This window comes from Streptomyces sp. NPDC050418, from assembly GCF_044458745.1.
Classification (GTDB): Bacteria; Actinomycetota; Actinomycetes; order Streptomycetales; family Streptomycetaceae; genus Streptomyces.
This window is the reverse complement of record NZ_JBITIG010000007.1, coordinates 1-20,136: the sequence shown is the minus strand read 5'-3', so window position 1 is coordinate 20,136 and position 20,136 is coordinate 1. Positions and strand designations below refer to the sequence as shown.

Below are 20,136 nucleotides of genomic sequence, written 5' to 3'. Positions count from 1 at the left end.
TCATGCGACTGATTCGCGCTGTGGCCCTCGCCGGACCGGCCCTTCCCCCGTCGGCGCTGCGGATACTTCTGGCATCGGCACCGGCATTGGCACCGGCATTGGCGCCGGCGTTGGCGCCGGCACCGGCACGGGCTCTGCGGGCGTCGCCCTCCGAGGTCCTGCCGTGAAATGGCGCAGCGCCGCCGTCACCGCCGTGTGGGCCGTGGGCGCCACGGTCGCCGGCGGACTCGGCGCGTGGTCGCTCGCCGGGCTCGACGGGGCGAGGGCCGGGGGCCGCCCGCTGGACGACGCGGCCGTACGCCGCGCTCTGGGCGAGGCCCCCACCACCCCCACGAGCCCGCCCGCCACGTCGCCCTCACCCTCGTCCTCGCCGCGCCCGACCCCCTCCGCCACAGACCGGAACCACCACCGCCGGACCCTCCGCTTCCCAGGCGGCACGGCCACGGTGGAGTGCCGCCCGGGAGACCTCGTACGCCTCGTGTCCTGGAGCCCCGACGACGGCTTCCACGTGGAGGAGTACGTCAGGGGCCCGGCCCTCGCCGCCTCACTGGAACTGGAGCCCACCGACGAGGACGCCTCGGACGACACGACCTCCGACGAGGACGACACAACCGTCACGTTCCGCTGCACGGACGGCCGGCCCCGGACCGTACAGCCGCCGGCGGACGACTGAAGCCCCGGCCTCACGCCCCAGCACCCCGGGCCTGGGGCCGCACCGCGCGGACGCGAGGAGGGCCGGGGAGGAGGTCCGGGGAAGAGGGCCGAACCCCGTGAAACCCGTCCTCAACCCCCGTTCCCGGAATGATGATCCGCAAAAGTTGCGCCTCGTGGCGGCGGGTGGGGCGGGAGTTGGGCGCGATCTCTCGTACAGTTTGCGCCGTGGGATCTCTGCGCAATCCGATCGGGCCGCTTCCCTCCTCCATCTACTGGCGACGGAGGGCGGTTCTGCTGACCGTGCTCGGGTTGCTGGCGCTGCTCATCGTGTGGGCGGTGTCGGGCGGCGGTGGAGGCGGCAACGGGGGCGAGGCCAACGGCAAGAATCCCGCACCCTCCATCACCCCGGGCCCCGACCAGTCCGGCCCCGCGATCAGCGAACAGCCGGGCGGGCGCGACGAGTCGGGCGACGGCGGCTCCTCCTCCGGCGAGGACTCGGGCGGCTCGGGCGAGGACGGCGGCGGCTCCGGCTCCGGTGAGGACTCCGGCGGTACGGAGGGTTCGAACGGCGCGGGTGGCGGCCCGGGCTCCGCGGGCTCGGGTTCCGGCGAGCAGCTTCCGGCCGGTTCGTCGCTGCCCACCTGCCGTCCCGGCGACCTCGACCTGACCGTCAAGAGCGAGAAGAACCGCTACGAGGTGGGCGAGAAGCCGAAGTTGGAGATCACGGCGAAGAACTCCGCGGGCTCCGACTGCAAGATCGACCTCGGCCCGAAGGAACTCGTCGTCTCGATCACGAGGACCGGGGACGACGAGGCCTACTGGAAGTCCTCGCACTGCCCGGCCACCGCAGGCAGCCTGCTCTACCGCGTGCCCGCCGACAGCGCGATCACCTACACGCTGACCTGGGACCGCCGTCCGAGCGCCCCCGACTGCGCCTCCCCGGCGCCCGGTTCGGCCGCTCCTGACACGTATCTGGTCGAGGTGAAGGGCGCGGGGGCGGACGTGCCTCAGGTGTCGTTCGTCATCGAGGAAGCCTGACCCCTCGACAAGGACGCGCCGGATCTCCCGGCAGGCGTACGCCTGGACGTACCGCTAGACGTACCGCTCCAGAATCGAGCTCTCCGCGAGCCGCGAGAGCCCCTCACGCACCGAGCGCGCCCGGGCCTCGCCCACGCCGTCCACCGTCTGCAGGTCGTCGACGCTGGCCGCGAGCAGCTTCTGCAGTCCGCCGAAGTGCTCCACGAGCCGGTCGATGATCGCGCCCGGCAGCCGCGGCACCTTCGCGAGGAGGCGGTAACCGCGCGGCGAGACCGCGGAGTCGAGCGCCTCGGGAGAGCCGGTGTAGCCCAACGCCCGTGCCACGACCTGCAGTTCGAGCAGCTCGGTGTGCGAGAGCGCGTCCAGCTCGGACAGCGCCTCGTCCACGGTGCGCGAACGCTTGGCGGTCGGCTCCGGCACATAGTCCCGTACGACGAGCTCGCGCTCGGGCTCGACGCCCGCGATCAGCTCGTCCAGCTGGAGGGCGAGCAGCCGGCCGTCGGTGCCCAGCTCCACCACGTACTCGGCGATCTCCGTGGCGATCCGGCGCACCATCTCCAGGCGCTGGGCCACCGCGGACACGTCCCTGACCGTGACAAGGTCCTCGATCTCCAGGGCGGAGAGCGTGCCGGCCACCTCGTCGAGCCGGAGCTTGTAGCGCTCAAGGGTCGCCAGGGCCTGGTTCGCGCGGGACAGGATCGCAGCCGAGTCCTCCATGACGCGCCGCTGGCCGTCCACGTACAGCGCGATCAGCCGCATCGACTGCGAGACCGATACGACGGTGAAGCCGACCTGCTTGGAGACGCGGTCGGCCGTGCGGTGCCGGGTGCCCGTCTCCTCGGTGGGGATCGTGGGGTCCGGCACCAGCTGGACGCCGGCCCGCAGGATCTTCGAGAGGTCGGAGGACAGCACGATGCCGCCGTCGAGCTTGCAGAGCTCGCGCAGCCGTGTGGCCGTGAACTCGACGTCGAGGACGAAGCCGCCCGTGCACATCGACTCGACCGTCTTGTCCGAGCCGAGGACGATCAGGCCGCCGGTGTTGCCGCGCAGGATCCGCTCCAGGCCGTCACGCAGCGCGGTGCCGGGCGCGACAGCGCTCAGCGAGGCGCGCATCACGCCGTCGGCGGCGGTGCCCGAGCCGCTCGTCCTGCTTTGAGCCGCGGCCTTGTCCTTGCCGGGTGTCGCTGCCCGGTCGCTGGTCGCCACTGCTCTCCTCCGGGATCGGGGATTCCGGGATGGGGGTCTTCTCCACGCCCTGGTTCCTGTCGGCCTCGCACCTGCGCCGGCGTGCCCCCGTCGCGTACGCATGGGGCCCGTGTTTCGTACGGACGGGCGAGACCGGGGCAAAGTCTACCGGCGCTCGTCGTCCTCCCGTGGGGCCTCTCGCCGACGCGACCTCGGAAGGACCCGCAGCGCGTCCCCCATATCGGCCACTTCGGTGACGCGCATGCCCGCCGGGACCTTCCCCGGATCGCCCGGGACGAGGGCGTGCGTGAAGCCGAGGCGGTGTGCTTCGGCCAATCTCCGCTGGACGCCGGTGACCCGCCGGACCTCGCCCGCGAGGCCCACCTCGCCGATCGCCACGAGGTTCTTCGGGAGCGGGGTGTCGCTGGCGGCGCTGGCCAGGGCGAGGGCGATCGCGAGGTCCGCGGCGGGCTCGGAGAGCTTCACGCCGCCGACGGTCGCCGAGTAGATGTCCCGCTTGCCGAGGGCGCTGATCCGGCCGCGCTGTTCGAGCACGGCCAGCATCATCGAGACGCGGGAGGTCTCCAGGCCGCTCGTCGTACGCCGGGGCGAGGGGATCTGGGAGTCCACGGTGAGTGCCTGCACCTCGGCGACCAGCGGGCGGCGGCCTTCGAGCGTGACCGTCAGACACGTGCCGGGCACGGGCTCGTCGCGCCGCGTGAGGAAGAGCCCGCTCGGGTCGGCGAGCCCGGTGATCCCCTCGTCGTGCAGCTCGAAACACCCGACCTCGTCCGTGGCCCCGTACCGGTTCTTCACACCGCGCACGAGCCGCAGCCGTGCGTGCCGGTCGCCCTCGAAGTGCAGCACGACATCGACGAGATGCTCCAGGAGACGCGGGCCCGCGATCGCGCCGTCCTTGGTGACGTGGCCGACGAGCAGCGTGGACATCCCGCGCTCCTTGGACGCCCGGATCAGCGCGCCCGCCACCTCCCTGACCTGCGCCATGCCGCCCGGCGCGCCGTCGATCTCGGGCGAGGCGACCGTCTGCACGGAGTCGAGGACGAGCAGCGAGGGCTTCACCGCGTCCAGGTGGCCGAGGACCGCGGAGAGATCGGTCTCGGCCGCGAGGTACAGATGGTCGTCGATCGCCTTGATCCGGTCGGCCCGCAGCCGCACCTGGCTCGCGGACTCCTCGCCCGTCACATACAGCGTCCGGTGATCGTCGCTCGCCGCCTTCGCCGCGACATCGAGGAGCAGCGTGGACTTGCCGACGCCCGGCTCGCCCGCGAGCAGCACCACGGCGCCCGGCACGAGCCCGCCGCCGAGCACCCGGTCCAGTTCGTCCACCCCGGTCGAGCGCGCGGTGGCCGTCCGCCCGTCGACCTGCCCGATGGGCAGCGCGGAGCTGGTGACGCGCCCCGGCGCCGTGGTGCGCACGGCGGGCGCGCCGTACTCCTCGACCGTGCCCCAGGCCTGGCACTCGGGGCAGCGGCCGAGCCACTTGGCCGTCTGCCAGCCGCATTCGGTGCAGCGGTAGGCGGGACGGTCCTTGGACGATTTCGTACGGGCAGCCATGCACGGAACGGTAGCGGGCGCCTCTGACAACGCCGTCAGGCCGCCACCCGGGTGCTGACCGCGGCCTGCGCCAGCGTCGGGTAGTCGTTGTAGCCCGTCGCGCCGCCCGTGTACATCAGGTACTTGTCGCGTACGAGGTTCAGCGGGGCACCTGCCCGCAGCCGCTCGACCAGATCGGGGTTGGCGAGGAAGCCGCGCCCGAGCGCGATCAGATCGGCACCGGCGGCGTGCAGCCGCTCCCCCTTGCGCAGACCGCCGTCCGCCGCGACGTCCTCGCGGGTCAGGACGGGGTTGCCGATCAGGGTCCCGGGCCAGATCCGGCGCAGTTCCGCGAACAGCTCCGGGTCGCGGTCCGCGTACACGATGTGCAGATAGGCGAGCCCGTCGTGCGCGAGTTCGCGCACGAGCGCGCGGTAGATCGCGTACGTGTCGCCCTCGTCCATGCCGTTCACGCTCACCCCGGGCGAGATCCGCAGCCCGGTCCGCCCGGGTCCGACGGCGGCCGCGACGGCCCGTACGACCTCGACGGCGAACCGGATGCGCTGCTCGGGGCCGCCGCCGTACGCGTCCGTGCGGTGGTTGGTGTTCTCGGCGAGGAACTGCTGCAGCAGCTGTCCGTTGGCGCCGTGCACCTCGACGCCCTCGAAGCCGGCGGCCACCGCGCGGCGCGCGGCCGCGGCGAAGTCGGCGACGGTGGTGCGGATGTCCTCGGCGGTCATCTCCCGCGGTACGGGGGCGGGTTGAGGGCCGCTCGGCGTCTCCACGTCCTCGGGGAGCGCGAGGGCCGACGGGGCGAGCGGGACGTGGCCGCTGGTGTCGGGATGCCCGTTGCGCCCGCCGTGCTGCAGCTGCAGGACCATGCGTCCGCCGCGGGCCCGCACCGCGTCGGTCACCCGGCGCCAGCCCGCCTCCTGGGCGTCGGTGTGGATGCCGGGGATGTTCGGGTAGGTCTGGCCGACGGCGTTGGGCGTGGTGCCCTCGGCGATGATCAGGCCCGCGGAGGCGCGGTCCGCGTAGTGCCGCACCATCAGGTCCGACGGGACACCGTCGGCGTTCGCGCGGTTGCGCGTGAGCGGGGCCATGACCAGGCGGTTGGGGAGGTCGAAGGTGCCGATACGGGCCGGGGCGAGGAGTGAGTTCGTCATGGCCGTACCGTAGAAGTTGACACTGGTGTCAGATTCAAGTCCGTTGAGCGATGGGCGGGGTGGGACATGCGGATCGGTCGGCTGGCGGCACGGACCGGCGTGAGCGAGCGGTCGCTGCGCTATTACGAGAAGCAGGGGCTGCTCGTCTCGGAGCGCACCCCGGGCGGGCACCGGGACTATCCGGAGCGCGCGGTCGACCGGGTCGTCCTCATCCAGGCCCTGTACGCGGCCGGTCTGCACAGCCGCAAGATCGCCCAGCTCCTGCCCTGCATGCGGGACACGGACGGCGGTCCGAGCGAGATCGCCACCCCGCGGCTCGTCGACGACCTCACCGCGGAGCGTGCACGGATCGACGGGATGATCGCGGACCTCGTGCGCTCCCGCGAAGTGCTCGACGAGGTCATCGAAGTGGCCGCACAGCGCGTGCAGTTGGGGCCATAGCTGCCCGAGCGCTGGGCCGGAATAGACGGTTCCTGTCCCCTTTTGAGGGATGTGTTCACCCGTACGAGCTAAAGCTCCCGGAGGGCCCGGACGGGCTCGTATCCCGGCACCTACGGTCGCACGGGTGACGACGAGCAGCCCGGAGCATCCCACACAGACCACCGGCGCACACCGGGCGCAGCGCCGTGCGCCCCGCACCGCGCTGCACCATCCGCCGAGCCGCTATGAGCCGTATCTGGACGGGCTGTTCACGTACTGCCTGTCCGTGCTCTGCGACCACGACGCGGCGACCGCCGCCGTCGGCGACGTCCTCGCGCTCGCCGAGCGCCGCTCCACCCGCGGCCCGGTCGGCCACCGCGACCGCCGGGCCTGGCTGTACGCGCTGGCGCGGTGGTCCTGTCTGCGCCGGCTCGCCGAGGCCAAGCACAAGCGGCAGGGCGCGCATGCGGGCGGGCGGTCCGCCGAGGTGCCCGTCGCGGACGAGGCGGCGCGCGAGCGCACCCGCCGGCTCGCGCAGCTCGCCTGGCCGGAGGCCGCCGGTACGACGCCGGAGCAGCGCGAGGCCCTGGAGCTCGCGGTGCGCCACCGCCTCGGTGCCGCCGAGGTCGCCGACGTCCTGGGCATGGACCCCGCCGCCGCCAAGGAGCTGCTCTCCGCCGCCGCGTGCGAGGTGGAGCGCACCCGCGCCGCGCTCGCCGTCGTCGAGACCGGCAGCTGCCCGATCGTGGCCCGCCTCACGGGCGACCAGCAGCTGCTCCTCGGCTCCGCCCTGCGCGGCGAGCTGGTGCGGCATGTCGACGACTGCCCGCGCTGCCGTCGTACGGCCGAGCGCGCGGGCGCGCGCTCCTGGCCCGGCACCAACGTTTCTCCTGCCGCGCTGCCCGTCCTCGAAGCGCCCCGCGCGGCCCTGCACGCGGCGATGCTGACGGCCGGACGGGCACGCGGCGGCGCGCCCCGCTTCGACCGGCGCGGCTTCCCGATGGACCCGAAGGACCGCGCGGCCCGCCGCGACCGGCTGCGCGCGCGGGCCGTCACGACCACGGTCGTGGCCACCGTGGTGGCTGCCCCGGTGCTCGCGCTGTGGGCCGCCTACCGCGGCGCGCCGCTCACCGGCGAGAGCGACGGGCGCTCGGTCTCGGCGAGCGAGGCGGGCGGGCCCGGCGGTCTGGACGGCGAGGACGCGCAGGACACGTACGAGAACGCGGGCAACGCACGCTCCGAGCCCGACCCCCGCTTCACCGCGGGCAGCCGCTCGCCCGACGTCTCCGTCGAGGTGATCAGCCCCGGCGCCGCGCCCACCAAGCCCGGCGTGGGGCCCGGCCGGCTCACGGTCGACGCCCAGCCGAACGGCGACACGACCCTGATCACCCTCACCGCGTCGGGCGGCCGCGCGGTGAACTGGTCCGCGTACGCCGACGCGTCCTGGCTCTACTTCAGCCAGACCTCGGGCACGCTGCAGCCCGGCGAATCCGTCACGATCCAGGTCTGGGTCGACCACGCCCGCCAGCCCGTGGGCGCCTGGACGGCCCGCATCGCGGTCGACCCGGGCAACGCGGTCGTGATCATCGACGGCTACGGAGCGGGCGCCCCTGGCCCGGGCCCAGGCAGCCCCGACCCTTCGGATCCGGGCCCCTCGGATCCTGGCCCCTCAGATCCCGGTCCTTCCGACCCCGGCCCTTCGGATCCTGGCCCGTCCGACCCCGGCCCTTCGGATCCCGGCCCTTCGGACCCGGGTCCTTCCGACCCCGGCCCCTCGGACCCGCCACCGAGCACCGACCCGCCGCCGTCCTCGGACCCGCCACCGTCCTCCTCGGACCCGGCACCCTCGGACCCGCCGGCCAGTCCCTAGCCCAAGCCGGACTCTCCCCTGCCCAATCCGGCCGTCCCCCTGCTCAAGCCGGCCACTCGCTAACCCAACGGATCCGCCGGATGCGGAGCCACCAACGGCAACGACGAAGCCAGCCGCTGCTCGCACATCCCCACCAGAACCTCGTACGCCGCCGCCCCCATCAACTCCCGGAGCTCGGGCTCGTACGAGAGATAGACCGGCTTCCCCGCCCCATGCGCCGACGTCGCCGAGGTGCACCACCAGTGCAGATCATGCCCACCGGGCCCCCACCCGCGCCGGTCGTACTCCCCGATCGACACCTGCAGCACCTTCGTGTCGTCGGGCCGCTCGATCCACTCGTAGGTCCGCCGCACCGGCAGCTGCCAGCACACGTCCGGCTTGGTCTCCAGCGGCTCACGCCCTTCGCGCAGCGCCAGGATGTGCAGCGAGCAGCCGGCGCCACCGGAGAAGCCCGGCCGGTTCTGGAAGATGCACGAGCCCTCCCAGCGCCGTGTCTGCCGCTCGCCGTCCTCGTCCTCCTGCGTCCAGCCCGAGTCCGTACCGACGGCATGGTGCTGCCAGATGTCGGGCGTGAGCTTGGCCACGAAGCCCGCGACGCGCTGCTCGTCCTCCTCGTCCGAGAAGTGCGCACCGAGCGTGCAGCAGCCGTCGTCGGCGCGGCCGGCCCGGATGCCCTGGCAGCCGCTGCCGAAGACGCAGTGCCAGCGGGAGGTGAGCCAGGTCAGGTCGCAGCGGAAGAGCTGCTCGTCGTCGGCCGGGTCCGCGAACTCCACCCAGGCGCGCGGGAAGTCGAGCCCCTGCTCGTCGGGCGCCGCCACGTCCTTGACCTTCTTGCCGCCCTTGGCGGCCTGGGAGTCCTTCTGTGCAGCCTTCACCGCGTCACCGGCCTTACCCGTCTTCTTCACCTTGCCGGTCTTCTCCGGCTTACCCGGCTTACCGGTTTTACCCGACTTCTCCGGCTTCGCGTTCTTCGTCTTGGGCACACCCCCAGGGTATGCGCGCGGAACACCTCACGTGGACCGTCGATCCCCGAACGCGCAGTAGCGTCTTACGTATGAGACTCGGTGTCCTCGATGTGGGTTCGAACACGGTGCATCTGCTGGTGGTGGATGCCCACCCCGGCGCGCGCCCGCTGCCCGCCCACTCGCACAAGGCGGATCTGCGGCTGGCCCAACTCCTCGACCGCACCGGGGCGATCAGCCCCGAAGGTGTCGACCTGCTGATCACCACGGTCAAGGACGCCCTCGAAGCCGCCGAGGACAAGGGCTGCGAGGACGTGCTGCCGTTCGCCACGTCCGCGGTACGCGAGGCGGTCAACGCCGACGAGGTCCTGTCCCGCGTCCGCGCCGAGACCGGCGTCGACCTGCAGGTCCTCTCCGGCGAGGACGAGGCGCGGCTCACCTTCCTCGCCGTACGCCGCTGGTTCGGCTGGTCCGCGGGCAAGCTGCTCGTGCTCGACATCGGCGGCGGCTCGCTCGAGATCGCGTACGGCATCGACGAGGACCCCGACGCCGCCGTCAGTCTCCCGCTCGGCGCCGGCCGCCTCACCGCGGGCTGGCTGCCCGGCGACCCGCCCGACCCGCAGGACGTCAAGGCGCTGCGCCGCCACGCCAGGGCCCAGATCGCCCGTACGGTCGGGGAGTTCAGCCGCTTCGGCAACCCCGACCACGTGGTCGCCACCTCCAAGACCTTCAAGCAGCTGGCCCGCCTCGCGGGCGCGGCGCGCTCCGCGGAGGGCCTGTACGTGCAGCGGGAGCTGAAGCGGAAGTCCCTGGAGGACTGGGTGCCGCAGCTCGCCGCGATGACCGAGGCCGAGCGGGCCGAGCTGCCGGGCGTCTCGGACGGCCGCGCCGGACAGCTGCTCGCCGGGGCCCTGGTGGCCGAGGGCGCGATGGACCTGTTCGGCGTGGAGACCCTGGAGATCTGCCCGTGGGCGCTGCGCGAGGGCGTCATCCTGCGCCGCCTCGACCACATGTCCACACCGGAGCAGGGGGAACTGGGTTGACCGGCGGGAACGGCGGGAACGGCGGCGCCTTAGGCGCCCGGCGCGGGTCACGGCACGGGGCACGGAGCGGCCAAGACCACACCTGGTCACCTGCCGCGGGCACGGAACCGGCCCGTACGCTGTCCTCCGTGGCAGACGTGGCAGAACCAGTGGTGCGCATCCCCGATGCGAAGGTCGCCCTGTCGACGGCCTCCGTCTACCCGGAGTCGACGGCGACGGCGTTCGAGATCGCCGCGCGCCTCGGTTACGACGGTGTCGAGGTCATGGTGTGGACCGATCCGGTCAGCCAGGACATCGAGGCGCTGCGCCGCCTCTCCGACTACCACTCCATGCCGATCCTCGCGGTGCACGCGCCCTGCCTCCTGATCACCCAGCGCGTCTGGTCCACCGACCCGTGGGTCAAGCTGCAGCGCGCCCAGGCCGCCGCCGAGAAGCTCGGCGCGTCCACCGTCGTGGTGCATCCGCCCTTCCGCTGGCAGCGGCAGTACGCGCGTGACTTCGTCACCGGGCTGTGGCGGATGGCCGACGAGACGGACGTCCGCTTCGCGGTCGAGAACATGTACCCGTGGCGCTACCGCGACCGCGAGATGCTCGCGTACGCCCCCGAATGGGACGTCACCAAGGACGACTACCGGCACTTCACGGTCGACCTCTCGCACACCGCGACAGCCCGCACGGACACCATGGACATGATCGACCGCATGGGCGACCGTCTCGCGCACGTCCACCTCGCGGACGGCAACGGCTCGGCGAAGGACGAGCACCTCGTCCCCGGCCGCGGCAGCCAGCCCTGCGCCGAGCTGCTCGAACGGCTTGCGCTCAGCGGCTTCGACGGCCATGTCGTCATCGAGGTCAACACGCGGCGCGCGATGTCCAGCGCCGAACGTGAGGCCGATCTCGCCGAGGCCCTGGCCTACACCCGTCTGCACCTGGCCTCGGCCCTGAACGCCACGTCGAAGCAGTGACGGCCGCACAGGGGCCGGCCCGCCGAGGGCGCGGCCGGCCCTCCCGTACGGAGGCGGAGTCCGGCCCGGGCGCCAGGGACCGCATCCTCGCCGCGGCCCGCGAACAGTTCTCCGAGCGCGGCTACGACAAGGCCTCGATCCGTGGCATCGCCAAGGCCGCGGGGGTGGACTCGGCGCTGGTCCACCACTACTTCGGCACGAAGGACGAGGTCTTCGCGGCGGCCATCGAGGTCACCTTCGAACCGGCCCAGGGCGTCGTCGACACGGTCGGCGAGGGGATGGACGGCGCGGGCGAGCGCCTGGCCCGCTTCTTCTTCTCGGTCTGGGAGAACCCCGCGACCCGCACCCCGCTCCTGGCGATCATCCGCTCGGCGGTGACGCACGAGGCGGCGGCGAAGATCCTGCGCGCGTTCGTGATGCGCCGCCTGATCGAACGCGTGGAGGCGGACCTCGACGTCCCCAACCCCCGCTTCCGCGCCGAACTCGCCGCGTCCCACATGGTCGGCATCGCGATGGTCCGCTACGTGGTCAAGGTCGAGCCCCTGGCATCGGCGGACCCGGAGGAGATCATCGAACTGGTGGCGCCCACGTTGCAGCGGTACCTCACGGAGCAGCCCTCCGAGTAGCCCGTCCACCCCGCGAGACCCCGTCCCGCATATCGGACACCCCGTCCGGATCTTGAGCCGGAAGCGTACGCTCGACCGGACCAGCACTGTCGAGCAAGGAGCGGACGATGCCCGAGCTGAGGTCCCGCACAGTCACCCACGGCCGCAACATGGCGGGCGCCCGAGCCCTCATGCGGGCGTCGGGCGTACCGGGCGCGGACATCGGCCGCAAGCCGATCATCGCCGTCGCCAACTCCTTCACCGAGTTCGTCCCGGGCCACACCCACCTCGCACCGGTGGGCCGCATCGTCAGCGAAGCGATCAAGGAAGCGGGCGGCATCCCGCGCGAGTTCAACACGATCGCCGTCGACGACGGCATCGCGATGGGCCACGGCGGCATGCTCTACTCCCTGCCGAGCCGTGACCTGATCGCGGACAGCGTGGAGTACATGGTCGAGGCCCACTGCGCCGACGCCCTGATCTGCATCTCCAACTGCGACAAGATCACCCCGGGCATGCTCAACGCGGCGCTGCGCCTGAACATCCCCACGGTCTTCGTTTCCGGCGGCCCGATGGAGTCCGGCCGCGCCACGCTCGTCGACGGCACCGTCCGCACGCTCGACCTGGTCGACGCGATGTCGGAGGCCGTGAACGAGAACGTCTCGGACGAGGACATCCTCCGTATCGAGGAGAACGCCTGCCCGACCTGCGGCAGCTGTTCCGGCATGTTCACGGCCAACTCGATGAACTGCCTCACCGAGGCCATCGGCCTGAGCCTGCCCGGCAACGGCTCGACCCTCGCCACGCACACCGCCCGCAAGGCGCTGTACGAGGACGCGGCCCGCACGGTCGTCGACCTGACCCGCCGCTACTACGAGCAGGACGACGCCTCCGTCCTGCCCCGCAACATCGCGACCTTCGCGGCCTTCGAGAACGCGATGGCCCTGGACATCGCGATGGGCGGCTCGACCAACACGATCCTCCACCTCCTGGCCGCTGCCCAGGAAGCGGAGGTCCCCTTCGGTCTCAACGAGATCGACGCCGTCTCGCGCCGCGTCCCGTGTCTCGCCAAGGTCGCCCCGAACGTCGGCAAGAACCGCACGTACTACATGGAGGACGTGCACCGCGCGGGCGGCATCCCGGCCCTGCTCGGCGAACTCCACCGCGCGGGCCTGCTCAACGAGGGCGTCCACTCCGTCCACAGCCCGTCGCTCGCCGACTGGCTCAAGACCTGGGACGTGCGCGGCGGCTCCCCGTCCCCCGAGGCCGTCGAGCTGTGGCACGCGGCCCCCGGCTGCGTCCGCTCGGCCGAGGCCTTCTCGACCTCCGAGCGCTGGGACTCCCTCGACGAGGACGCGGCCGAGGGCTGCATCCGCTCCGCCGAGCACGCCTACTCCAAGGACGGCGGCCTCGCGGTCCTCAAGGGCAACCTCGCCGTGGACGGCTGCGTCGTGAAGACCGCGGGCGTCGACGAGTCCATCTGGACCTTCGAGGGCCCGGCCGTCGTCTGCGAATCGCAGGAGGAGGCGGTCGAGAAGATCCTCCTCAAGCAGGTCAAGGAGGGCGACGTGGTGGTCATCCGCTACGAGGGCCCCAAGGGCGGCCCCGGCATGCAGGAGATGCTCTACCCCACCTCGTACCTGAAGGGCCGCGGCCTCGGAAAGTCCTGCGCCCTCATCACCGACGGCCGCTTCTCGGGCGGCACCTCGGGCCTCTCCATCGGCCACGCCTCCCCGGAGGCGGCCTCGGGCGGCACGATCGCCCTGGTCGAGGACGGCGACCGTATCCGCATCGACATCCCGAACCGCACGATCGAACTCCTGGTCCCCGCCGAGGAGTTGGCGGCCCGCGAGGCGGCCCTGAACGGCACGTACGCCCCCAAGTCCCGCAACCGCAAGGTCTCCCAGGCCCTCAAGGCCTACGCGGCGATGGCCACGAGCGCGGACAAGGGCGCGGTGCGCGACGTGAGCAAGCTGGGCTGAGCGGGCCCGCGTGGGGGGCTCAGCTCTTCGGCGGCTTCGCCGGGTCGAACGAGAAGACCGTTCCGCCCGACGAGCTGACGAGGAGCGCGCCCTCGGCCCGCAGCACCGAGGGCCCGCCCCAGGCCGAGTCGCCGACGGGCGCGTTGCGCGGCGCGGTCTGCCAGAGCTCCTTGCCCGTACGGGCGTCGAGCGCGAGCACCCGGCCGCTGGCGGACGTCAGATAGAGGATCCCGTCGAGTACCGCCGGCCGGCCCGGCCGCTCCAGTGAGGTCGCCGCGCTCCACAGCTGCCGTCCGCTGCGGAGGTCCACGGCGGTCACGGTGCCGTCGGGCCGCCGTACGTACATGGTCCGCGCGATGAAGTCGGCGCCCGTCCCCTCCAAGGGCTTGGCGAGCTTCACCGTCTCGCGCTCGCGCTCGCCCGTCGGGTCGAAGAGGACGACCGAGGTGTAGCGGACCGTCCAGTCGAACGCGCCCTCGTTGTCCGGCTGCTTCCCGCCCGCCACCGGGACGGCGATCCGCCCGTCGTCGAGCTCCGCCGCGCTCCCCTCGGCGTCCGCGACAGTCGGCAGCTCGTGCACGTTCCCGTCCTCGGGCGCGAGACGCCGCAGGACCAGCTGGGTCTCCTGGCCGTCCTCGGTCTCGAGGTCGCAAGCCGCGTACAGCGCGTCGGCGAGTTCCATCGGACGGCAGTTCTGGTCGGACAGGACGGGCGTCGACCAGACCGTGCGGCCGGTCCTCAGATCGCGTGCGGTGATCGACAGATCGTCCGGATCCACGGCGGCCACCAGCCCGTCGGCCACCGCCACATCCGAGTACGAGGTGCTCGCCGGGCCGCTCCACAGGCGCTTGCCGGTCTCGGCGTCGAGCGCGCTGACCTGCGCACGGTCATCGGACAGCGCCTCCAGGACGACGACCTTCCCGCCCTGCACTCCGTACGGCTCCGAGTTGTGCATCCCGACGGCCTGCCCGAGCCCGGGCGGCACGGGCGCACGCCACACCACCGCACCGGTCGCGACGTCGATCCGCACGGTCAAGATGCTGTTGCCCCCGCAGTACAGGGCGACCCCGTCGGCCAGACATCCCTGCGCGTCGTTGAACTCCCGCCAGCCCGCGGGCGGTTTGGCGCCGTCCCCTGTGGCGCCGACCAGCGAGGCCTGCCAGGGCTTCCAGCCGTCGGGCACTGCGGTACGCGGGGGAGTGGACGCCCCGGAGGACGGACCGCCGCCGCCTCGCGTCCCAGCACCCGAGTCCGGCAGGAACACGGCGAACCCGACGGCCGCCGCGACCACCAGCACACCGGCGGCGACCAGCGCCCGGATCCGCCGCCGTCGTGACCCGCTCCCAGCCGCAGCCTCCGCCTCCGCGCCCTCCGCCTGCCCGACCCGGCTGACCGGAGGCAGGGACTCACCCCTGACGGCGGCATCGGGTGCGCTCGCGGCGGCCGGGACACCTGGGCCGGAGGATCCGGGCCCCGAGGCGATCGGCGAGGCCCCGCCCCGTATCGCCAGCGTCTGCTGATCCCCGGCGACCGGCCACTCGACGGTCTCGGGGGAGGACTCCGGAAGCCTGCTCAACTCCCGTGCCACCACCGAGAGTTCCGGCCGTCGCTCCGGCTCCTTCGTGAGGCAGCCGGCCACCACGTCACGCAGTGGCTGCGGCACGCCGGCCAGTTCCGGCAGCTCGTTCACCACGCGGTACGCGGTCAGATACGGGCTGTCCGCGTCGAACGGCCCCTTGCCCGTCACCGCGTACACGAGCAGCGCGCCCAGCGAGAACACATCCGACGGGGGCCCGGCCGACCGCGGATCGCTCAGCTGCTCCGGCGACATGAACGGCGGCGTGCCCATCACATGCCCGGTCGCGGTGAGCGCCTGGTTCTCGGCCGCGCGCGAGATCCCGAAGTCGATGACACGCGGACCGTCCGCGGCCATCAGCACGTTCGCGGGCTTCAGATCGCGGTGGACGACACCGGCGCGGTGGATGTCGCCGAGCGCCTCCGCGAGCCCCAGCGCCAGCCGCCGCAGCTCGCCTCCGCGCACCGGCCCGCCGTCCCGCAGCCGGTCGGCGAGGGTCGGCCCGGGCACGAACTGCGTGGCCATCCAAGGCCGCCGCGCCTCGGGATCGGCGTCCACGACGGCCGCCGTGAACGCCCCGCTGACCCGCCGTGCCGCGGCCACCTCCTGCCGGAAGCGCGTACGGAAGACGGGATCGCCCGCGTACTGCTCGTGCACGACCTTGATCGCGACGTCGCGTCCGGAGGGCGTACGGCCGAGGAAAACCGTGCCCATACCGCCCGAACCGAGCCGGTCCGTCAGCCGATATGCCCCGATGGACCCGGGATCGTCCTCCCGTAGTGCCACAACCGGCCCTCCCCGTACCCACGTTGACGCGTACACCCTACGAGCTCGCCCCACAACTGTGGTCCCTCACGCCCCAGGGGGCGGGCCCGCGACGGGACCGGCGCCGCACGGCAGGGCGCACCCGGAGCCGATCCGTCCGGGATAATCGACCTCGTGAGCGACGAAACCGGCACGAACGAGACACCCGGCGCGACCCCGGGCGGCCCCCAGCCCGAGTCCATCCCCTTCTTCGGCACCACATGGCTGGAGCACGACAACGGCTATCTGTGGCGCCGGATCGGGGTCGGGATCGGCTCGATCACGCTCGCCGTCGCCGGCGCCTTCGTGCTGCGCTTCGCGTACGAGGGGCTCTCCATCGCGAAGGTCGGCAGCTTCGTCAACCTGCTGGTCGTCATCGCGCTCTCGGCGTGCAGCGCCATCGCGTTCCGCCGCACCTGGGAGTCGTACAAGAAGCGCGTGGACCCGGAGGCGGCCGCCGCCGCGCGCGGTCTGACGGCCATCGGCTTCATCGGTGTGCTGCTCGCGTACTTCCTGCGGAACTTCATGGAGGCCCCGGGCGAGAAGATCCGCCGCGAGGAGTACGAGACGGCCCGCACCCAGTACGAACGCCGCGCGTCCCGCCGCACGGGCAACCCGTCCAACCGCCCCAAGAAGAAGCGCCGCCCCTGACCCGGGGCGCTTCCGTCGGCCACGATGAACCCATGACCGACTTCGCGCTCTCCTTCGACGCCGTCGCCGCTCAGTACGCCACCGCGCGCCCGGGCTACCCGCCCGCGCTCTTCGCCACGATCGAGGACCTGACCGGCCGCCCCCTGCACGGCAGCCGCGTCCTCGACACCGGCGCGGGCACCGGCATCGCCACCCGTCTCCTGTACGAGCGCGGCGCCCGGGTCGTCGCCGTCGAGCCCGGTCCGGGCATGGGCGCCCAGCTGCGCGCCGCGCTCCCGGAGGTGCCGCTGGTCCGGGCGGCCGGCGAGGCGCTGCCGTTCGCGGACGGGTGCGCGGACCTCGTCACGTACGCCCAGTCCTGGCACTGGACCGACCCGGCCCGCTCCATCCCGGAGGCGCTGCGCGTGCTGCGCCCGGGCGGAGCGCTCGCGCTGTGGTGGAACGTGCCCGACAGCCCCTGGTCCGCCGCGCAGGAGAAGCGCCTCGCGGCCCGGGTCCCCGGCCACCACGGCTTCGGCGTCGCGGTCGACACCGAGCAGCTCATCGAGGACATCGCCCCGGCCGCCGCCCGCACCCATCAGCGCCTCCACTGGACCCGCGACCTCTCGGTCGACGCCCACCTCGCCCACCTGGGCAGCCGCTCGTACTTCGCCGCACTCGGCCCCGAGCGCGCCGGCCCGCTGCTCGCCGAGGAGCGCGCGGAACTCCTCCGCCAGTTCCCGGACGGGCAGGTGACGGAGCACTACACGGTGGAGCTGACCGTCGCCACCAAGCCCGAAGCCTGACCTGGCCCCGACCGGTCCTGACCTGGCGGCCCACCCCCTCCTCCCTTCCGGTGCTTGACGTGGCGCCTTCCCACGGCCCATATTCATCACATGATGAATTACGGATCCGGAGCCGCCCCCGGAACCCCCGCGATCAAGGCCGCGGACCTCACCGTGGTCCGCGGCCCCCGCACCGTCCTCAAAGGCCTGCACTTCGAGGTCCCCCGAGGCCAGATCACCGGCCTGCTCGGCCCGTCCGGCTGCGGCAAGTCGACCCTGATGCGCGCCGTCGTCGGCACCCAGGCCAAGGTCACCGGCACCCTCGACGTCCTCGGCGCACCGGCGGGCTCCGCACCCCTGCGCTCCCGCATCGGATACGTGACCCAGGCGCCGTCGGTCTACCTGGACCTCACCGTCCGCCAGAACCTCGACTACTTCGCCGCGGTCCTCCTCCCCGGCCGCGCCGCCGCGGACCTGCGCCGCGACCACGTCACCCGCGCCATCGCCGACGTCGACCTGGAAAGCCACCACGACGCCCTGGCCGGCACGCTCTCCGGCGGCCAGCTCAGCCGCGTCTCGCTCGCGGTCGCCCTGCTCGGCACCCCGGAGCTCCTGGTCCTGGACGAACCGACCGTCGGCCTCGACCCCGTCCTCCGCCGCGACCTGTGGAACCTCTTCCACACCATCGCCGCCCGCGGCACCACGATCCTCGTCTCGTCCCACGTCATGGACGAGGCCGAACGCTGCCACCGTCTGCTCCTCATGCGCGAGGGCGAGATCCTCGCCGACGACACCCCCGACGCCCTGCGCCACAGGATGGACACGGACACCGTCGAAGCGGCCTTCCTCCGTCTGGTCGACGCGGCGAACGCCATGGGAACCGGAGATGCCCCGACCACCCCCGACGCCGGCGCGAGCAGCACCAAGGAGACCCAGCGATGAACGCCTCCCGCACCCTCGCCACGGCCGCCCGGGTCCTGCGCCAGCTCCGCCACGACCCGCGCTCCATCGCGCTGATGATCCTGGTCCCGTGCGTGATGCTGCTGCTCCTGCGGTACGTGTTCGACGCCAGCCCTCGCGTCTTCGACACCATCGGCGCCTCGCTGCTCGGCATCTTCCCGCTGATCACGATGTTCCTGGTGACGTCCATCGCGACCCTGCGCGAACGCACCTCGGGCACCCTGGAACGCCTCCTCGCGATGCCCCTCGGCAAGGCCGACCTGATCCTCGGCTACGCCCTCGCCTTCGGCACCCTCGCGATCCTCCAGTCCGTCCTCGCCACGGGCCTCGCCCTGTGGGTCCTCGGCCTGGACGTCATCGGCTCCCCCTGGCTGCTCCTGCTCGTCGCCCTTCTGGACGCCCTGCTCGGCACGGCCCTCGGCCTCTTCGTCTCGGCCTTCGCGGCCTCCGAATTCCAGGCCGTCCAGTTCATGCCGGCGGTGATCTTCCCCCAGCTCCTCCTCTGCGGCCTGTTCACGGCCCGCGAGAACATGCAGCCGGTCCTGGAGAAGATCTCCAACGTCCTGCCCATGTCGTACGCGGTCGACGGAATGAACGAAGTCCTCAAACACACCGACGTCACCGCCAACTTCCTCCGCGACGCCCTGGTCGTCGCCCTCTGCGCCCTCCTGGTCCTCGGCCTCGGTGCCGCCACCCTCCGCCGCCGCACCGCCTGACCCCGCCCGGCTGCTCGCGCAGTGAGACACACCGGCCCGCTGCCCGCCCCCGGTGCGAGGATGACGTCACGCACGACACATCCAGGAGGCCCCGCATGACCCAGAAAGTCGCCGTCCTCGGCACCGGAAAGATCGGCGAGGCCCTCCTCAGCGGCATGCTCCGGGCGGGCTGGGCCCCGGAGAACCTCCTGGTCACCACCCGCCGCCCGGAGCGCGCGGAGGAACTGCGCGCGCGGTACGGCGTCGACACGGTCACCAACGCCGACGCGGCCAAGCGCGCGGACACCCTGATCCTGGCCTGCAAGCCCCAGGACATGGGCAAGCTCCTCGACGAGCTCACGCCGCACGTCACCAAGGACCGCCTCGTCATCAGCGCCGCCGCGGGCATCACCACGTCCTTCATCGAGGACCGCCTCGCCGAAGGCACCCCGGTCATCCGCGTCATGCCGAACACCCCGGTCCTGGTGGACGAGGGCATGTCCGTCATCTCCGCCGGCACCCACGCCGCACCCGACGACCTCACCCACGCGGAGGAAATCTTCGGCGCGGTCGGCAAGACCCTCCACGTCCCGGAGTCCCAGCAGGACGCCTGCACCGCTCTCTCGGGCTCGGGCCCGGCGTACTTCTTCTATCTCGTCGAAGCCATGACGGACGCGGGCATCCTCCTCGGCCTGCCCCGCGACAAGGCCCACGACCTCATCGTCCAGGCCGCCATCGGCGCCGCCGTGATGCTCCGCGACAGCGGCGAGCACCCGGTGAAGCTCCGCGAGAACGTGACGTCCCCGGCCGGCACCACCATCAACGCCATCCGCGAGCTGGAGAACCACGGCGTACGAGCCGCGCTGCTGTCCGCGCTGGAAGCAGCCCGCGACCGCAGCCGCGAGCTGGCCGCAGGTTGACACGCCCCTCGGAGATCCGTAGTGTTCTCCGAGTTGCCCGACGTGAGCACCGACTTCTGTCGGCCCCGGGCGGCCATTCCGCAAGAACCACTTCAAGCATTCCGCGCTTTCGAACGCGGTATCGCTTTCGTGCGCTCTTACGAAATGAGGAATCACCCCCGATTAGGTCGGGAGCGAGGATTCCGCTAAAGTCTCACTTCGTCGAAACGGCCCGCAACGGCCGGGCAGACAACCCGAGTTGACCGGGAATCAGGCCCGAAAGGATCTGATAGAGTCGACACCGCCGGAAGGGAAACGCGAAAGCGGGAACCGGAAAGCACCG

Annotated in this window: 18 protein-coding genes; 13 read left to right on the top strand and 5 right to left on the bottom strand. The window is 72.4% G+C overall.

The features are described from left to right. Positions 1–163 precede the first annotated feature (163 nt). The gene (locus tag ACIBI4_RS17800; protein ID WP_399204851.1) at positions 164–673 is read left to right on the top strand and encodes a hypothetical protein; all 510 of its coding nucleotides are present in this window, start codon (positions 164–166) and stop codon (positions 671–673) included. A gap of 206 nt (positions 674–879) precedes the next feature. After that, a complete protein-coding gene (locus tag ACIBI4_RS17795) occupies positions 880–1,692 on the top strand; it encodes a hypothetical protein (protein WP_399204850.1) in 813 nt (270 codons plus the stop codon). Between the two features lie 54 nt (positions 1,693–1,746). Here ACIBI4_RS17795 and disA read toward each other — a convergent pair whose 3' ends face one another. From disA to ACIBI4_RS17780, 3 genes are all read right to left on the bottom strand, one after another. Next, a complete protein-coding gene (disA, locus tag ACIBI4_RS17790) occupies positions 1,747–2,898 on the bottom strand; it encodes a DNA integrity scanning diadenylate cyclase DisA (protein ID WP_399204849.1) in 1,152 nt (383 codons plus the stop codon). 144 nt (positions 2,899–3,042) lie between these two features. Next, positions 3,043–4,452 carry a DNA repair protein RadA gene (gene radA / locus ACIBI4_RS17785; protein ID WP_399204848.1) on the bottom strand — a complete coding sequence of 470 codons (1,410 nt, stop codon included), beginning with the start codon at positions 4,450–4,452 and terminating at the stop codon, positions 3,043–3,045. Positions 4,453–4,487: 35 nt separating this feature from the next. Next, positions 4,488–5,597 carry an alkene reductase gene (locus ACIBI4_RS17780; RefSeq protein ID WP_399204847.1) on the bottom strand — a complete coding sequence of 370 codons (1,110 nt, stop codon included), beginning with the start codon at positions 5,595–5,597 and terminating at the stop codon, positions 4,488–4,490. A 66-nt stretch (positions 5,598–5,663) separates the two neighbouring features. Here ACIBI4_RS17780 and ACIBI4_RS17775 point away from each other — a divergent pair, with 66 nt between their 5' ends. Next, entirely contained in the window at positions 5,664–6,038 is a 375-nt protein-coding gene (locus ACIBI4_RS17775) for a MerR family transcriptional regulator (protein ID WP_399204846.1), read from the top strand. A 124-nt stretch (positions 6,039–6,162) separates the two neighbouring features. After that, on the top strand, positions 6,163–7,887 hold the full coding sequence (locus ACIBI4_RS17770; RefSeq protein WP_399204845.1) for a hypothetical protein: 1,725 nt from the start codon (positions 6,163–6,165) through the stop codon (positions 7,885–7,887). A gap of 59 nt (positions 7,888–7,946) precedes the next feature. On the opposite strand, the gene ACIBI4_RS17765 is transcribed toward ACIBI4_RS17770, so the two are convergent. Continuing rightward, positions 7,947–8,870: a hypothetical protein gene (locus ACIBI4_RS17765; protein ID WP_399204844.1), complete on the bottom strand. Its 924-nt coding sequence runs from the start codon at positions 8,868–8,870 to the stop codon at positions 7,947–7,949. Between the two features lie 71 nt (positions 8,871–8,941). On the opposite strand from ACIBI4_RS17765, the gene ACIBI4_RS17760 reads away from it, so the two are divergent. The 4 genes from ACIBI4_RS17760 to ilvD all read left to right on the top strand — a co-directional run bounded on the left by ACIBI4_RS17760 (position 8,942) and on the right by ilvD (position 13,444). Further along, positions 8,942–9,892 carry a Ppx/GppA family phosphatase gene (locus tag ACIBI4_RS17760; RefSeq protein ID WP_399204843.1) on the top strand — a complete coding sequence of 317 codons (951 nt, stop codon included), beginning with the start codon at positions 8,942–8,944 and terminating at the stop codon, positions 9,890–9,892. A 137-nt stretch (positions 9,893–10,029) separates the two neighbouring features. Next, the gene (locus tag ACIBI4_RS17755) at positions 10,030–10,857 is read left to right on the top strand and encodes a sugar phosphate isomerase/epimerase family protein (protein WP_399205281.1); all 828 of its coding nucleotides are present in this window, start codon (positions 10,030–10,032) and stop codon (positions 10,855–10,857) included. Next, positions 10,854–11,483 (top strand): TetR family transcriptional regulator, encoded by a 630-nt coding sequence (locus ACIBI4_RS17750; RefSeq protein WP_399204842.1) that lies wholly within the window; start codon positions 10,854–10,856, stop codon positions 11,481–11,483. The genes ACIBI4_RS17755 and ACIBI4_RS17750 overlap by 4 nt, the downstream gene beginning before the upstream one ends. Positions 11,484–11,590: 107 nt before the next feature. Next, positions 11,591–13,444 carry a dihydroxy-acid dehydratase gene (ilvD, locus tag ACIBI4_RS17745; RefSeq protein WP_399204841.1) on the top strand — a complete coding sequence of 618 codons (1,854 nt, stop codon included), beginning with the start codon at positions 11,591–11,593 and terminating at the stop codon, positions 13,442–13,444. A gap of 19 nt (positions 13,445–13,463) precedes the next feature. Here ilvD and ACIBI4_RS17740 read toward each other — a convergent pair whose 3' ends face one another. After that, complete coding sequence (locus ACIBI4_RS17740) at positions 13,464–15,806, bottom strand: PQQ-binding-like beta-propeller repeat protein (protein ID WP_399204840.1); 2,343 nt, start codon at positions 15,804–15,806, stop codon at positions 13,464–13,466. 153 nt (positions 15,807–15,959) lie between these two features. Here ACIBI4_RS17740 and ACIBI4_RS17735 point away from each other — a divergent pair, with 153 nt between their 5' ends. The 5 genes from ACIBI4_RS17735 (at position 15,960) to proC (ending at position 19,814) form a co-directional block, all read left to right on the top strand. Beyond that, positions 15,960–16,475: an EamA/RhaT family transporter gene (locus tag ACIBI4_RS17735; RefSeq protein ID WP_399204839.1), complete on the top strand. Its 516-nt coding sequence runs from the start codon at positions 15,960–15,962 to the stop codon at positions 16,473–16,475. A 32-nt stretch (positions 16,476–16,507) separates the two neighbouring features. Beyond that, positions 16,508–17,260 (top strand): class I SAM-dependent methyltransferase, encoded by a 753-nt coding sequence (locus ACIBI4_RS17730; protein ID WP_399204838.1) that lies wholly within the window; start codon positions 16,508–16,510, stop codon positions 17,258–17,260. Positions 17,261–17,350: 90 nt separating this feature from the next. Further along, on the top strand, positions 17,351–18,181 hold the full coding sequence (locus tag ACIBI4_RS17725) for an ABC transporter ATP-binding protein (RefSeq protein WP_399204837.1): 831 nt from the start codon (positions 17,351–17,353) through the stop codon (positions 18,179–18,181). After that, positions 18,178–18,915 (top strand): ABC transporter permease, encoded by a 738-nt coding sequence (locus ACIBI4_RS17720; RefSeq protein ID WP_399204836.1) that lies wholly within the window; start codon positions 18,178–18,180, stop codon positions 18,913–18,915. The genes ACIBI4_RS17725 and ACIBI4_RS17720 overlap by 4 nt, the downstream gene beginning before the upstream one ends. A 95-nt stretch (positions 18,916–19,010) precedes the next feature. Continuing rightward, on the top strand, positions 19,011–19,814 hold the full coding sequence (gene proC / locus ACIBI4_RS17715; RefSeq protein WP_399204835.1) for a pyrroline-5-carboxylate reductase: 804 nt from the start codon (positions 19,011–19,013) through the stop codon (positions 19,812–19,814). The last annotated feature ends 322 nt before the right edge of the window (positions 19,815–20,136 follow it).